Here is a 14,640-nt window from a genome sequence, read left to right on the forward strand (position 1 = left end):
TCGGAGCCGGGTCGTACCTTGGCCACCGTGAGATTCCTGCACACCTCCGACTGGCACGTCGGCCGCACGTTCCACGGCGCCGATCTGCTCGCGGAACAGGAAGCGGTGCTCGGGCACCTCGCCGACCTCGTGGCCGGCGAGGCGATCGACGCCGTCCTGGTGTCAGGCGACATCTACGACCGCGCGGTGCCGTCGGCGGAGGCCGTGCGGGTGGCCACCGCGGCCGTCGCCCGGATCCGCGCGGCCGGCGCGCAGCTGATCGTCACGCCCGGCAACCACGACTCGGCGCCCCGCCTCGGCGCCTTCGCGGAGTTCGCCGCCGCGGGCGGCCTGCACCTGCGCACCACCGTCGGTGGGCTGGCCGATCCGGTGCTCCTGGAAGACGGCCACGGCCCGGTCGCCGTCTACGGCATCCCTTACCTGGAGCCGGAACCGGCGCGCCACGCGCTGGGCGTGCCGGAGGCGCGCGGCCACACCGGCGTGCTCACCGAGGCCATGCGCCGGATCCGCGCGGACCTCGGCACCCGGCCCGGCGTCCGGTCGGTCGTGCTCGCGCACGCGTTCGTCACCGGCGGCGAACCCACCGACTCCGAGCGGACGATCGCGGTCGGCGGCGTCGAGCAGGTGCCCGGCTCGGTGTTCGACGGCGTCGACTACGTGGCGCTCGGCCACCTGCACGGCCCGCAGACCCTCGCCGAGCACCTGCGGTATTCCGGCAGCCCGCTGGCGTACTCCTTTTCCGAGGCCCGCCAACGCAAATCCGTCTGGCTGGTCGACCTGGACGCCGGCGGCCTCGCCGAGGTCCGGCGCCACGAGCTGCCCGTGCCCAGAGCGCTCGCCACGCTCACCGGCGAGATCGAAGACCTCCTGGAGAACCCGGAGCACGACACCTACCTCGGCCACTTCCTCTCGGTCACGGTCACCGACCGGGTGCGCCCGGTCGACGCGATGCGGCGGCTGCGTGAGCGGTTCCCGTACGCGGTGCACCTGGAGTGGGAGCCCGCGGGCGGCCACGCCGGCACCCCGCTGCGCTACTCCGACGCCGTCCGCGGCCGGTCCGACATCGAGGTCTCGCGCAGCTTCCTCGACGACTGCCGCGGCGCCCCGCCGACCGAGAGCGAAGAGCAACTGCTGTTCCAGGCCCTGGAAGCGGCCGACCGGGGGGCCCTCGCGAAATGAGGCTGCACAGGCTGGAGGTCGAAGCCTTCGGGCCGTACTGCGCACGCGAAGTGGTCGACTTCGACGTGCTCGGCGCCGACGGCCTCTTCCTCCTGCACGGCGAAACCGGCGCGGGCAAGACGACGCTGCTCGACGCGATCGCGTTCGCGCTGTTCGGCGTGGTCCCCGGCGCCCGCAACGAGGCCAAGCGGCTGCGTTGCGACCTCGCCGAGCCCGACCAGGTCACCGAGGTCGCGCTGGAGCTCACCGTGCAGCGGCACCGGCTGAAGATCGTGCGCAACCCGGAGTACCAGCGGCCGAAGCGGCGCGGCGAGGGCACGACCACCCAGCAGGCGAGGGTGTCGCTGAGCTGGATCGGCACCGCGCCCGCCGGGCTGCCGCCGGAGGGCCTGATCCGGATCGAGGAGGTCGCGCGCACGGTCGAGCGGCTGCTCGGGATGACCGCGGCCCAGTTCTTCCAGGTGGTGCTGCTGCCGCAAGGCGAGTTCGCCCGCTTCCTGCGTTCGGACACCGCCGAGCGGGAGAAGCTCCTGGAACGGCTGTTCGGCACTGAGCGCTTCGCCGACGTCGAACGCTGGTTCGCCGACCTGCGCGCCGAGCGCGGCCGTGAGCTGGAGGCGCGGCAGCGGGACGTGCGGGAGCTGCTGGCCAGGTACGCGCAGGAGGCGCAGCAGGACCCGCCCGAGACGGACGTGGCCGAGTGGGTCGACACCGTGCTGGCCGCCGCGGCCGAGCGGGTCGGGCAGGTGACGGCCGAGGAGGAGCGGGCGCGCTCGGCCGCGCAGCGGGCGGACGTCCACCTGCAGGAAGAACGCGCGGGCGCGGAGAAGATCCGCCGGGTCCGCACCGCGCACCTGCGCCTCCTCGAGATCACCGAGCAGGCACCGCAGCGCGCCGAGTGGGCGCAGGAGGTCGCGGCCGCGCGGCGGGCCGCCGGCGTCGCCGTGGAGGCCGACCTGCTGGACCGGCGGACCGCCGAGCTGACCGAAGCCGAACAGGCGGAGAAGGCCCGCGGCGTCCGGCTGCGCGAGTTCGGCACCCGGGCGTCCGGCGATCTCAAGGCGCGGGCGGCCACCGCGCGCGAAGAGGCGGGCGCGGTCGCGGAACTGGTGGCCGAGGCCGAGCAGCAAGAGCTCGACGTCATGCGGCGGGACGACCGGAAGCTCGCCGCCGTCACGGCCCGGCAGCAAGCCGAGGAACTGACCGCCGAGCTGGCCGCGATCCCCGGCCAGCTGGCCAAATTCCGGGCGGACGCCCTGGAAGCGGCCGAAGCCGAGGCGAAGCTCGAGGGCGCCAAGGCGAAGGTGGATGAGCTGCGAGCCGTCGCCCGCGACGCCGCCGAACTGCCCGAGGCCCAGGCGAAGGTCGGGCGGGGCGAGGCGAAACTGCGCGAGGTCGTCGACGCCCACCAGGCGGCCCGGCAGCGCCGGCTCGACCTGCGCGAGCGGCGGCTCGACGGGATGGCGGCCGAGCTGGCCGCCGCGTTGCGCGGCGGTGCACCGTGCCCGGTGTGCGGGTCGGCCGAGCACCCCTCGCCGGCCACCCGGGACGTCGAGCTGGTCGACCCGGCCGAGGAGCGCCAGGCCGAAGAAGCCGAACAGGCGGCGGACGCGATGCGGCAGCGGGTCGTCGTCGCGCTGGAAGAGGCGAAGGCCCGGCTGGCCGGGTTGCTCGAGCGGCTGGCGGGGCGCACGGCCGAGTCGGTCGCCGCCGAACTGGCCGAAGCCCGGTCCACCGTCACGGCCCTCAACGAAAAAGCCGCCGCGAAGGCGAAGCTGAGCCAGCAGGTCGTCCTGCTGGAACGCGACTTCGAGGCGCGCACCGAGCGTCTTCGCCACGTCGAACAGGCGGCGACCGAAGCCACGACCGACGTCCGCGCCCTGGAGGAACGGCTGGCCGAGCGCGAACGCCGCCTGGTCGCCGGGCGGGGGGAGTTCCCGGACGTCGGCGCGCGGCGGCGCCACCTCCTCGGCCTGGCCGAGGCACTGGAGGCGGTCGCGGAGGCGCGTACGGCGGTCGTGGGCGCCCGGGAACGGGTGGCCGAGCAGCGTGCGCTGGTCGAGGCCGCGGTCACGGCGAAGGGGTTCATGTCGCTGAAGAAGGCGCGGGCCGCGATGCTGCCGGACGAGCAGATCGAGAAGCTGGAGCAGGGCATCGCCGAGGCTGAGGCGGCCGCGGCGGGAGCGCGGGCGTTGCTGGCCGAGCCGGACCTGTTCGGGATCTCGCCGGACGACGTCGTGGACGTCGGCCGCGCGGCCGACGCGGCCCAGCTGGCCCGGGCGCGCGCCGATTCCGCGTACGCGGCGCTGCGGGTGGCCACCGCCCAGCACGAGGAGCTGACCCGGCTGGCCGGCCTGGTGCGCAAGGCGCTGGCCGGGCTCGCGCCGGCCGAAGCGGAGTACGCCGAGCTGCGGGCGCTCGCGGACGTCGTCAACGGGCGTGGGCAGAACAGCCGCAAGATGTCGTTGCGGTCGTACGTGCTGGCGGCGCGGCTGGAAGAAGTGGCGGTCGCCGCCACGCACCGGCTGCGCACGATGAGCCAGGGCCGGTACGCCTTCGTGCATTCGGACGCGGCCGGGGCACGCGGCACCCGCGGCGGGCTCGGCATCGACGTGCTGGACGACTACTCGGGCACCATCCGCCCGGCGAAGACGCTCTCCGGCGGCGAGTCGTTCCTCGCGTCGCTGGCCCTCGCGCTGGGGCTGGCCGACGTCGTCGCGGGGGAGACCGGTGGCGCGCTCCTGGACACGCTGTTCGTCGACGAGGGCTTCGGCACGCTGGACGCCGAAACCCTCGACGTCGTGATGAACATCCTCGACGAGCTCCGCGCCGGCGGGCGGGTGGTCGGGCTGGTGTCCCACGTCGAGGAGCTGCGGCAGCGCATCCCGACCCGGCTGCGGGTCCGCAAGTCCCGCACGGGCTCGACATTGGAGGTGCGCGCCGGTTGATCACCCGGGCAAGATGAAGCCATGACCGACCAGCCGCCGAACGGCCTGCCCCGCTACCGCGTGCTCACCGGCCCGGACGACGCGAAGTTCTGCCACCGGGTCAGCGAAGCGCTGGAACTCGGCTACCGCCTGTACGGCTCGCCGGCGGCGACCTTCGACGGCAACCAGGTCATCGTCGCCCAGGCCGTGCTGTGGCAGGGCGAACAGGCCTAAGCCGCGCGCTGCAGGTACATCGCGGCGTAGGAGCACCACGGCGTCCACGCCCGGGCCCGCTCGCCGAGTGAGTCCGGCGCGATGCCCAGCGCCTCGGCCCCGCGCCGGACCGCGGGGTCGCCGCTGAGCAGGACGTCCGGGGCGCCGAGGACGCGCATCAGCACGTAGTCCGCCGTCGACGGGTCGACGCCCGGGCACGCCAGCAGCTCCGCCCGCAGTTCGGCCGCGTCCCGGCCGACGTGCACGTCGAGGCGGCCTTCGGCCAGTGCCGTCGCGACCCCGGTGACGACGTCGCCGAGGCCCGCGCCCGCGATCCGGGCCGCGGCCGGGAACAGGTTCGTCACGCCCCATTCGCCCGGCACCTCCTCGCCGGGCGGCACCGCTTCGAGCAGGGCGCGGAGCAGCAGTTCCTCGCCGTCGACGGCGCCCGGCACCCGGATCCCCGGCGCGGCCGTGACCACCGGTGCGAGCGCCGGGTCGGCGCCCAGGACGCGGGTGACCGCCGCGGGGTCGGCGTCGAGGTCGAGCAGCCGGCGCACGCGGCTGACCGCGCTGCCGAGGTCGCGCAGGTCGGTGAGCCGCAGCTCGCAGCGCACGTGGTCGGGTTGCGGCGTCAGCCGCACGACACCGGTGCCGTGGGCGAGCCGCAGCGTCCGGGCGTACGAGGCGTCGGTGACGTCCTCGACTCCCGGTACCGCGTGGGCTGCGAGAAAGCGAAGCAATCCCACAGCGTCGAACGGCGGCCTGAACGGCAACCGCAGGCTGAGCCGGGTTCCGGTCACATCGCTCTGCCGTCCACGTCGGGAGGCCGCGAAGGCGCGAAGCTGCGAAGGCGTTGTCGCGAAGACTTCGCGGATCGTCTCGTTGAACTGCCGGACGCTGGAGAAGCCGGCCGCGAACGCGACGTCCGTCAGCGGCAGCTCGGACATCTCGATGAGCAGCCGCGCCGAATGCGCGCGGTGGGCCCGGGCCAGCGCCAGCGGGCCCGCGCCGAGCTCGGCGGTGAGCACCCGGCCGAGCTGGCGTTCCGAGTAACCGAGCCGCCGGGCGAGCCCCGGGACGCCTTCGCGCTCGACGGTCCCGTCGGAGATCAGGCGCATCGCCCGCGCGGCGAGGTCGGCGCGCACGTTCCAGTCCGGCGAGCCGGGTACGGCGTCCGGCAGGCAGCGGCGGCAGGCGCGGAAGCCGTTGGCCTGCGCGGCCGCCGACGTCGGGTAGAAGCGGACGTTCTGCACCTTCGGCGTCGACGCCGGGCACGACGGGCGGCAGTAGATCCCGGTGGTGCGGACCGCCATGATGAACTGGCCGTCGAAGCGCGAGTCGCGGGCGGTGACCACGCGGTAGCAGCGTTCGGCGTCGCGCCAGAGCGCGGGCGCTTCGGTGGTGGTGACCATGGATCCGAGCATGCCAGCAGGTCAGCGCCATCGCTGGCGGAAATCCGCCACGGCGTTGGGTGCGTGGGGCCGGGGCGGGGGAGACCCGTAGACTGCGAGGTCGTGAGCCTTACCCTCGGTATCGTCGGCCTGCCCAACGTCGGCAAGTCCACCCTGTTCAACGCGCTGACCCGCAACGACGTGCTCGCCGCGAACTACCCGTTCGCGACGATCGAGCCGAACGTCGGTGTCGTGCCGCTGCCGGACCCCCGGCTGGACAAGCTGGCCGAGCTGTTCAAGTCGGAGAAGACGGTCCCCGCCGTAGTGTCCTTTGTGGACATCGCGGGCATCGTGAAGGGCGCCTCCGAGGGGGCCGGGCTGGGCAACAAGTTCCTGGCGAACATCCGTGAGGCCAACGCGATCTGCCAGGTCATCCGTGTGTTCGACGACCCCGACGTGGTGCACGTCGACGGCCGCATCGACCCGTCGAGCGACATCGAGACGATCAACACCGAGCTGATCCTCGCCGACCTGCAGACCCTCGACAAGGCGCTGCCGCGGCTGGAGAAGGAAGCGCGGACGAAGAAGGAGAACAAGCCCGCGCTGGACAACGCCCAGAAGGCGAAGGAGATCCTCGACGCCGGGCGCACGCTCTTCCAGGCGCAGAAGGAAGTCGACTTCGACGCGCTGCGGGAGTTGAGCCTCCTCACGACGAAGCCGTTCCTGTACGTCTTCAACGCCGACGAGTCGGTGCTCACCGACGAAGCCCGCCGCGAGGAGCTGACCAAGCTGGTCGCGCCCGCGGACGCGGTGTTCCTCGACGCGAAGGTCGAGGCGGAGCTGCTGGAGCTGGACGACGAGGAGTCGGTGCGCGAGCTGCTCGAGTCGGTGGGCCAGCCGGAGCCGGGCCTGTACTCCCTGGCCCGCGCCGGCTTCCACACCCTCGGCCTGCAGACGTACCTGACGGCGGGCCCGAAGGAGTCCCGCGCGTGGACGATCCCCCAGGGCGCAACGGCCCCCCAAGCGGCGGGCGTCATCCACACGGACTTCGAGCGCGGCTTCATCAAGGCAGAGATCGTCTCGTACAACGACCTGATGGAGGCGGGCTCAATGGCGGCCGCCCGCGCGGCGGGCAAGGTCCGCATGGAGGGCAAGGACTACACCATGGCCGACGGCGACGTGGTCGAGTTCCGCTTCAACGTCTGACCAGGCGCCGTGATGGTGCATCGCTGGTTGTCACTTTCATCGGGCGCAGGAAGTCCTGCACCCGATGAAAGCCTCGTGACCTAGCCGAGCACGCCCAGCAGCAGAACGGCGAGCAACACCACCGCGGGGGCGAGGGCGTTGATCCAGGCGCGCTGGGCGGCGGACAGAGTGCTGTTCATGGGGCGTTCCCTACGGGCGAACCGATGCTTCCGCAGGATCAGCGCGCTGATCATGCCCCGCGTTAACAGCTGTGATCGAAATCTCAGCCGTCCAGGTGATGGCGGTTTCGGGCGGTGAACCAGAGCACGCCTCCGGCCGCTGCCACCATCGTTGCGAACGCCGCCGTACCGACCACGATTGCCTGAGTCATCTCGTCTCCCTCCCGAAAGTCCGGTAACCGAAAGACGTCAAACCGCGGCAAAGGTGCACTCAGCGTTACCGAGGTCACAGATCAGCGAGCACCGCGTCGATCTGTGCGGCCAGTGAGAAGTCCTTCGCCGTCAGGCCGCCCGCCGAATGCGTGCTCAGCCGGAAGGTCAGCGTGCGCCAGCGGATGTCGATGTCGGGGTGGTGGTCGGCCGCTTCGGCGAGCTCCGCTACCCGGTTCACCACCTCGATCGCCTGGGGGAAGCTCGCCAGCTCCACCTCGCGCGAGATCACCGCGCCGGTGCGGGTCCAGCCGGCGGTCAGCCGTTGATCAGCTTCGGAGTCGCTCAAGATTTCCGTCATCTCTCCATGGTCGTCCGTCCTGGACTACGCTGCACGGTTGCCACGGGAGTCCGGTCAGCCGGGCTGAGAGGCGGGTCACCCGCGACCGTTCGCACCTGACCGGATCATGCCGGCGATGGGAGGGCTTTCCCTCCTCGTCCGGAGAAGTGCAGGAGGGTAGATGAAACGCAGGGCTGTTCGCGCCGCGACGGCCATCGCCGCCGTCAGTGCCGTCGCCACGGCGTGCTCGCTGTCGGACGGGTCCGGTGACACGCAGCAGACGCCCACCGTCACCCTCGTGACGCACGACTCCTTCCTGGCGCCGCAGGAGGTGCTCGACGCCTTCCAGAAGCAGTCGGGCATCAAGATCTCCGTGCTCAAGCAGGGCGACGCCGGATCGCTGACCAACAAGCTCGTGCTGACGAAGGCCAACCCGATCGGCGACGTCGCGTACGGCGTCGATTCCACCTTCGCCTCGCGGGCACTCGGCGAGGGCGTCTTCGAGCCGTACACCAGCCCCGAGGCCGACCGCGGGCCCCAGCGCTACGCCGTCGACCCCGAGCACCGGCTGTCCGCGGTCGACGTCGGCGACGTCTGCGTCAACGTCGACACGAACTACTTCACCAGCCAGGGGATCCCGGCGCCGTCGACCTACGACGACCTGGCCGACCCGAAGTACAAGGACCTGCTGGTCGCCGAGGACCCGGCGACGGCTTCGCCCGGCCTGGCGTTCCTCCTCGGCACCGTCGCGAAGTTCGGCGAGGCCGGCTGGAAGGACTACTGGACGAAGCTCAAGGCCAACGGCGTCAAGGTGGTCAGCGGCTGGGAAGAGGCCTACACCAAGCAGTTCTCCGGCTCGTCCGGCAAGGGGCCGCGGCCGATCGTCGTCTCGTACGCGTCGTCGCCGGCCGCCGAGGTCGGCGACGACGGGAAGCCGCGCACCAAGGCGCTGCTCGACACCTGCTACCGGCAGGTCGAGTACGCCGGCGTGCTGGCGAACGGCAAGCAGGTCGAGAACGCGCGCAAGGTCGTCGACTTCCTGCTCTCCCAGCAGTTCCAGGCGACGGTCGCCGCCAACATGTACGTCTACCCGGCGCGCCAGGGCGTCGACCTGCCCGCGGGCTGGGCGCAGGTCGCGCCGCTGCCGCAGAAGCCGCAGACGCTGCCCGCGGACCAGGTGCAGGCCGGGCGTGAGAAGTGGATCGGCGAATGGCGCACGCTCGTGCAGTGACGCCCGGGGCCGGGGGCTCCGCCACCCGGAGCCCCCGGAAAGCAGCTGTGACATCCGAGGCTTCGCCTCGGGCCGGGGGCTCGGCCACCCGGAGCCCCCGGAAAGCACCAGTCCTGGCCCCGCCGCGGACCGCCCGCGGGGTCGGGCTGGCGCTGCTCGGCCTGGCGCCGATCGGGTTCCTGGTGGTGTTCTTCGCCTGGCCGGTGCTGGCCATCGTCGGCCGCGGGTTCGCCGCGGGCGGGCTCGACGTCGTGCTCGGCGACGCGCGGACCTGGCAGCTGGCCGGGTTCACCGTCGCGAGCGCGGCCGCCTCGACGGTGGTCGCGGTGCTGGCCGGGCTGCCGGTGGCGTTCCTGCTGGCGCGGGTGCGCCTGCCCGGCGTCGGCCTGGCGCGGACGCTGGTGCTCGTGCCGTTCGTGCTGCCGACGGTGGTGGTCGGGCTCGCGTTCCGGGCGCTGTGGCCGGACGGCGGCGTGCTGCCGATCGTGCTGGCCAACGCCTTCTTCAACGTCGCCGTCGTCGCGCGGACCGTCGCGGGGCTGTGGGCGCGGCTGGATTCGCGGACGACCGACGCCGCCCGCGCGCTGGGTGCGTCGCCGTGGCGGGCCTTCCGGTCGGTGACGCTGCCCGCGCTGGCGCCCGCGATCGCGTCCGCCGCGGCCGTGGTGTTCCTGTTCTGCGCCACCAGTTTCGGCGTCGTCCTGATCCTCGGCGGCGCCCGCTACCGGACCCTGGAGACCGAGATCTACCTGCGGACGGTCGACCTCCTGGACCTCTCGGGGGCGGCGGCGCTTTCGCTGATCCAGTTCACCGCAGTGGTCGCCGCGCTGGTCCTCGGCGGGCTGGCGCGACGGCGCAAGGAGGGCGCCAGGACCGGTTCCGGCGGAGCGCGGCGGCCGAGGGGCGGCGAGTGGTGGGCCGTCGGCGCCGCGGGCGTGGTCCTCGCGCTGCTGCTGACGCCGATCCTCGCCCTGCTCGCCGAGTCGGTGTCCACTGAGGACGGCTGGAGCCTCGCCGGGTACCGGGCCCTCGCGAGCACCGGGGAAAAGGGCGCGCTCCAGGTGTCCGGCTGGGACGCCGCGCTGAACTCGCTGAAGGTGGCCATCGACGCGACACTGCTCGCCATGGTCGTCGGCGTGCTCGCGTCCGTGGTGCTGGTGGTGCTGCGCCGGTCGCCCGCAAGAGCCGCGCGGGGACTGGGCGAAACGATGGACGCCGTCCTGATGCTCCCGCTCGGGGTGTCCGCGGTGACCGTCGGCTTCGGCTACCTGGTGACGCTCGACGCATTGCCCGGCGACCTGCGGACGTCGCCCTACCTCGTGCCGCTGGCCCAGGCCCTGGTGATCATCCCGCTGATCGTGCGGATGGTGCTGCCGGTGCTGCGCTCGGTCGACGTCCGGCTGCGGCAGGCCGCGGCGACGCTCGGCGCGAGCCCGCTGCGGGTCTGGCGGGAGATCGACCTGCCGCTGACGCTGCGGCCGCTGGTCGCGGCGGCGGGGTTCGGCTTCGTCGTGGCGCTCGGCGAATTCGGCGCGACGAGCTTCCTGGCCCGCCCGGCGGCGCCGACGCTGCCGGTCGCGGTCGCGACGCTGATGGGACGCCCGGGGGAGCTGAACAACCAGATGGCGTACGCGGCGTGCGCGCTGCTGATGCTCGTGACGGTGCTGGCGGTCACACTGATCGACCGGCTCGGGGCCGCGCGCGGCCGGGTGGGAGAGTTCTGATGGCGCTCTCGGTACGGGACCTGACGGTCCACTACGGATCGTTCGCGGCGGTGCGCGACGCCCGGCTGGACATCGCCGACGGCGAGGTGCTGGCGCTGCTCGGCCCGTCGGGCTCGGGCAAGTCGACGCTGCTGCGCGCGATCACCGGGCTGGAGCCGTCGGCGCGCGGCTCGGTGAGCTGGGACGGCGAGGACCTCGGCGCGGTCCCGGTGCACCGGCGCGGCTTCGGCCTGGTGTTCCAGGACGGCCAGCTGTTCGGCCACCGCGACGTCGCCGCGAACATCGCGTTCGGCCTGCGGATGCACGGGGTCCCGCGGGCGGAGTGGGCGCCGCGGGTCGCCGAGCTGCTGGCGCTGGTCGGGCTCTCCGGGTTCGAACGACGGCGGGTGACGGAGCTTTCCGGCGGTCAGGCGCAGCGGGTGGCGCTGGCCCGGGCACTGGCCCCGAAGCCGCGGTTGCTGCTGCTCGACGAGCCACTGTCCGGTTTGGACGCCGGGTTGCGCGAGCAGCTGGCGATCGACCTGGCGGACCTGTTGCGGCGCAGCAAGATCACGGCTTTGCTGGTGACGCACGACCAAGAGGAGGCGTTCACGCTCGCCGACCGGGTGGCGGTGCTCGACGCCGGCGAGGTCCGCCAGGAGGGCGCGGTCCGGCGGGTGTGGCGCAACCCGGCGGACGATGACGTGGCGAAGTTCCTCGGCGTGACGACGTTCGCCGAGGGAGTCGCGGCGGGCGGAGTGGTGCGCACGTCCCTCGGCGACGTGTCGATGCCGGATGTCGACGACGGCCCGGTGCGGCTCGGGCTGCGGCCGCATGCGCTGAAGGTGTCGGCCGAAGGCGTCTCGGGCGAGGTCGTCGCGGCGGTCCACCGGCGGGAGCACGTGCGGCTGGTGGTAAAGCTCGCGGAGTCCACTGTGGACGCGGTCGCCCCGGCGGCGTCGGATCTGCGGGCCGGGGACGCCGTGCAGCTGGAGCTCGACCCGGACGGCGTCGCGCTGGTGGGCTGACGCCGTCCGGAAAGAACCTCAGCCGTCGCGAGTGGACAGCCGCGCGTAGGCCAGTGACAGCCCGATCACGATGTAGCAGGCCGCCCGCAACGCGCCTTCGCCGAGCATCTGCGTGCCCATCGGGTCCTGCAGCACCTCGGCCGGCGCCATCGACCAGTTCTGCGTCAGCAGGAACGGGTGCAGCCAGTCCAGCGAGGTCAGGAACCCGAGGATGGTGAACACGATGTCGGCCGCCAGGACCGAGGCCACCACCAGCATCGGGTGCTCGGTCCAGCTGGAGATCGCCAGCGCCACCGCGCCGACCGCCCACAGCTGGAGGACCACCCAGCCCGCCACCAGCAGGAGCCGGGCCAGTGCGCCGCCCAAGGACAGCGTGGTGCCCGACAACGTGAACAGCGAATCCGTGCCGTTGATGATCAGCCCGGTCACCACGCCCGTCACGCACATGGCCAGCACCGAAACCACCGACACCGTCGCGACGCCGAACGCCTTCACCGCCAGCAGCCGGCCCCGCCCCACCGGGGCGATCAGCCAGCCGCGCAGCGTGCCGTGGGCCGTCTCGCCCGCGATCGCGTCCGCGCCGGCCATGGCCGAGGCCAGTGGCAGCAGCAGCGCCAGCGACATCACGATCGCCGCGATCGGCAGCACGAACGCGTTGTTGACCGCGGACGCCAGCAGCGCTCCGCCGCCGTCGTCCGGGCCGCCGCCCCCCGACGGGTTGTCGTCCACCAACGTGAGCCCGATGCCGATCACCACCGGGATCAGCGCCAGGAGCCCGAGCACGGCCAACGTCCGCGGCCGCCGGAAGATCCAGCGCAGCTCCGCGGCCAGCAGCCGGGTCAAGGGCACCGTGTCGTGGCCCGTGCGGGCCGCCGGTGCTTCGAGGACCGCCGTCATTCCGCCCCCTCCGTCAGCCGCGCGAACAGGTCTTCCAGCCCGGTGCGGGCCCGCGTCGCCTCGTGGACCGCGACCCCCGCGCCCACCAGGACCTGCAGCACCCGCGGGGCCTCCGCCGCCGTCAGGTCCGCCCGGACGCCGTCCGGCGTGAGCCGCGCGCCGATCCGGTTCTCCCGCAGCACTTCCATCGCCTGTTCGGCGTCCGGCGTGCGGACCAGCAGGGCCGCGTTCCCGGACTCCAGCAGCTCCGCCAGCTCGCCCTGCGCGACGACGTTGCCCGCCTGCAGCACGGCCACGTGCGTGCACGTCGCCTCGACCTCGGCCAGCAGGTGCGACGACACCAGCACGGTGACGCCCTCGGCGTGCAACTCGGCGACGATCCTGCGGATCTCCCTGGTACCAGCAGGGTCGAGGCCATTGGTCGGCTCGTCGAGCACGACCATCTTCCGCGGCACGAGCAACGCCGAAGCGAGCCCCAGCCGCTGCTTCATGCCGAGCGAATAGCCCTTGTACCGCCGCCTCGCCGCCCCGGTCAGCCCGACGCGCTCCAGCGCCGTGTCCACCGCGACCGGAATCCCCGCCGAGGCCAGCCGCGGTTCCGCCGCGGCGAAGCGCAGCAGGTTGTCGCGCCCGGACAGGAACGGGTGGAAGCCCGGCCCCTCGACCAGCGCGCCGACGTCCGGCAGCGCGTGCGCGGCGGCGTCCGGCATCGGCCTGCCGAGCAGCTCGACCTCGCCCTCGGTCGGCCGGACCAGCCCGAGCAGCATCCGGATGGTGGTCGTCTTGCCCGAGCCGTTCGGCCCGAGCATCCCGACCACGGAGCCTGCGGGGATGTCGAGGTCGACGTGGTCCACCGCGACCGTGCTGCCGTAGACCTTGCGCAGACCCCGGGTGCGCGCGGCGAGCGGGACCGCCGGGGCGGACGTCTCCGAAGAGACGTCCGTCCCGGACTGAAGGGCCGTGCTGGTCACTTCTGACCCAGCGCTTCGTAGAGGACCTGCTCCGGCACCGCACCGGCGGCGAACCGGCCGTCGTCGGTCAGCACCGCGCTGCCCACCTTCGTGGTGACGAGGTAGCCGCTGCCCCAGGCACCGTTGACCTTCTTGGCGAACCGCTCGAGCAGCGCCTTCGGGTCGGCGTTGCGGCCCTCGCGGCCGGACTGCTGCTGCTTCGGCGCCGCGTTCAGCGCGTCCGCCGGGACCTTGCCGGTGACGACGGTGTCCCAGCCGTCGCCGACGACCTTGACGTCCTGCTTGGCCTGCTCGGCCAGGTCCTTGTGCTCCTGGTCGACCGTCGGCGTCTTCTCCTGCACCTTGGCGCCCTTCGGCGGGGTGAAGGTGAAGAGGTCGGCCGGCTGCTGGGTGAACTCGATTTCGGTGAACGCCACCTCGAGCGCCGGCGTCGCCGTGCCGTTGCTCAGCACCGCGACCCGCAGCGGCAGCCGCGTCTGCGAGTCGACCGCGACGCGGATTTCGCGCAGCAGCGTCCGCTCGGTCGGCTTCGGCGTCAGGACCAGCTCGTAGGCCGGGCGGCCGGCGACGGTCGCGGTGCCGTCGACCGACACCGTGCTGCTCTCGCGGACCTTCGCGAGCAGTTCGGTCGAAGCCGTGACGGGGTCGGGCGTCTTTTCGCTGCCCGCGCCCTTCTGCTGGGCCACGTCGGCCGGGATGGTCACCTTGGTCGCGGTGTTCGTCTTGGAGCTGTAGTCCCAGACGGTCGTGCCGTCGTGGACCACGGTCTCCTGGCTCGCACCCTGCGTGACGGCCAGCCGGCTCTTGCCCGCGCCGTCGGTGAAGATGTGCGCCGAATCCATGTTCAGCGCCGACGCGCCCGGCACCGCGTTCCCGATCGCGGGCAGGCCCAGGTCGTTGCTCACCTTCAGCGTGCCGTCGAACGCACCCGGCTTCGCCTTGACCACCGACTGCACCAGGTCCTCGGCGCTCACCTGCGGCAACGCCGGCTTGTCGTCGGCGCTGGCCGGCATCGCGACGAACGCGAGCCCGCCGGCACCGAGCGCGGTGCCGAGGACCGCGGCGGTGATGCCCTTCGTCTTCGGTTTCATGCGTCTCTCCCTGTGGTGTTCCCGGACTCGAGTGTGCCCGGCTCCCTGACACCGACGCTTCCCTCTCGAGACTGAGATACCCCTGAAGGTTC

The 14,640-nt window shown here is 72.8% G+C and carries 12 protein-coding genes and 1 riboswitch; of the genes, 7 read left to right on the top strand and 5 right to left on the bottom strand.

What is annotated here, in order from left to right; all coding sequences use genetic code 11:
* The first annotated feature begins 27 nt into the window (after positions 1-27).
* Genes AB0M80_RS04635 through AB0M80_RS04645 form a run of 3 tightly spaced genes read left to right on the top strand, consistent with a single transcriptional unit; the run spans position 28 to position 4,340 of the window.
* Positions 28-1,179, top strand: a complete 1,152-nt coding sequence (locus AB0M80_RS04635) for an exonuclease SbcCD subunit D (RefSeq protein WP_364558859.1) — start codon at positions 28-30, stop codon at positions 1,177-1,179.
* Entirely contained in the window at positions 1,176-4,127 is a 2,952-nt protein-coding gene (locus AB0M80_RS04640; protein ID WP_364558862.1) for an SMC family ATPase, read from the top strand. The genes AB0M80_RS04635 and AB0M80_RS04640 overlap by 4 nt, the downstream gene beginning before the upstream one ends.
* A 21-nt stretch (positions 4,128-4,148) precedes the next feature.
* Complete coding sequence (locus AB0M80_RS04645; RefSeq protein ID WP_364558864.1) at positions 4,149-4,340, top strand: DUF1737 domain-containing protein; 192 nt, start codon at positions 4,149-4,151, stop codon at positions 4,338-4,340.
* On the opposite strand, the gene AB0M80_RS04650 is transcribed toward AB0M80_RS04645, so the two are convergent.
* Positions 4,337-5,734, bottom strand: coding sequence for an AlkA N-terminal domain-containing protein (locus AB0M80_RS04650; protein ID WP_364558867.1), 1,398 nt, complete (start codon positions 5,732-5,734; stop codon positions 4,337-4,339). The two genes, AB0M80_RS04645 and AB0M80_RS04650, sit on opposite strands and share 4 nt — an antisense overlap.
* 102 nt (positions 5,735-5,836) lie before the next feature.
* Here AB0M80_RS04650 and ychF point away from each other — a divergent pair, with 102 nt between their 5' ends.
* Positions 5,837-6,919 carry a redox-regulated ATPase YchF gene (gene ychF, locus AB0M80_RS04655; RefSeq protein WP_364558870.1) on the top strand — a complete coding sequence of 361 codons (1,083 nt, stop codon included), beginning with the start codon at positions 5,837-5,839 and terminating at the stop codon, positions 6,917-6,919.
* 444 nt (positions 6,920-7,363) lie between these two features.
* Here ychF and AB0M80_RS04660 read toward each other — a convergent pair whose 3' ends face one another.
* Positions 7,364-7,648, bottom strand: a complete 285-nt coding sequence (locus tag AB0M80_RS04660) for a 4a-hydroxytetrahydrobiopterin dehydratase (RefSeq protein ID WP_364558873.1) — start codon at positions 7,646-7,648, stop codon at positions 7,364-7,366.
* A 32-nt stretch (positions 7,649-7,680) separates the two neighbouring features.
* A riboswitch (TPP riboswitch) is annotated at positions 7,681-7,787 on the top strand.
* 21 nt (positions 7,788-7,808) lie between these two features.
* Here AB0M80_RS04660 and AB0M80_RS04665 point away from each other — a divergent pair.
* The 3 genes from AB0M80_RS04665 (at position 7,809) to AB0M80_RS04675 (ending at position 11,589) form a co-directional block, all read left to right on the top strand.
* Complete coding sequence (locus tag AB0M80_RS04665; RefSeq protein ID WP_364558876.1) at positions 7,809-8,858, top strand: thiamine ABC transporter substrate-binding protein; 1,050 nt, start codon at positions 7,809-7,811, stop codon at positions 8,856-8,858.
* Positions 8,859-9,019: 161 nt separating this feature from the next.
* On the top strand, positions 9,020-10,582 hold the full coding sequence (locus tag AB0M80_RS04670) for an iron ABC transporter permease (protein ID WP_364560320.1): 1,563 nt from the start codon (positions 9,020-9,022) through the stop codon (positions 10,580-10,582).
* Entirely contained in the window at positions 10,582-11,589 is a 1,008-nt protein-coding gene (locus AB0M80_RS04675) for an ABC transporter ATP-binding protein (protein ID WP_364558878.1), read from the top strand. The genes AB0M80_RS04670 and AB0M80_RS04675 overlap by 1 nt, the downstream gene beginning before the upstream one ends.
* An 18-nt stretch (positions 11,590-11,607) precedes the next feature.
* Here the strand turns inward: AB0M80_RS04675 and AB0M80_RS04680 are convergent, their stop codons facing one another.
* Genes AB0M80_RS04680 through AB0M80_RS04690 form a run of 3 tightly spaced genes read right to left on the bottom strand, consistent with a single transcriptional unit; the run spans position 11,608 to position 14,548 of the window.
* On the bottom strand, positions 11,608-12,486 hold the full coding sequence (locus tag AB0M80_RS04680; RefSeq protein ID WP_364558880.1) for an ABC transporter permease subunit: 879 nt from the start codon (positions 12,484-12,486) through the stop codon (positions 11,608-11,610).
* The gene (locus AB0M80_RS04685) at positions 12,483-13,457 is read right to left on the bottom strand and encodes an ABC transporter ATP-binding protein (protein ID WP_364558883.1); all 975 of its coding nucleotides are present in this window, start codon (positions 13,455-13,457) and stop codon (positions 12,483-12,485) included. The genes AB0M80_RS04680 and AB0M80_RS04685 overlap by 4 nt, the downstream gene beginning before the upstream one ends.
* Positions 13,454-14,548, bottom strand: coding sequence for a sigma-E factor regulatory protein RseB domain-containing protein (locus AB0M80_RS04690; protein ID WP_364558886.1), 1,095 nt, complete (start codon positions 14,546-14,548; stop codon positions 13,454-13,456). The genes AB0M80_RS04685 and AB0M80_RS04690 overlap by 4 nt, the downstream gene beginning before the upstream one ends.
* Between the last annotated feature and the right edge of the window lie 92 nt (positions 14,549-14,640).

Origin of the sequence: Amycolatopsis sp. NPDC051045 (assembly GCF_040682955.1) — a bacterium.
In the GTDB taxonomy this organism is placed as follows: domain Bacteria; phylum Actinomycetota; class Actinomycetes; order Mycobacteriales; family Pseudonocardiaceae; genus Amycolatopsis.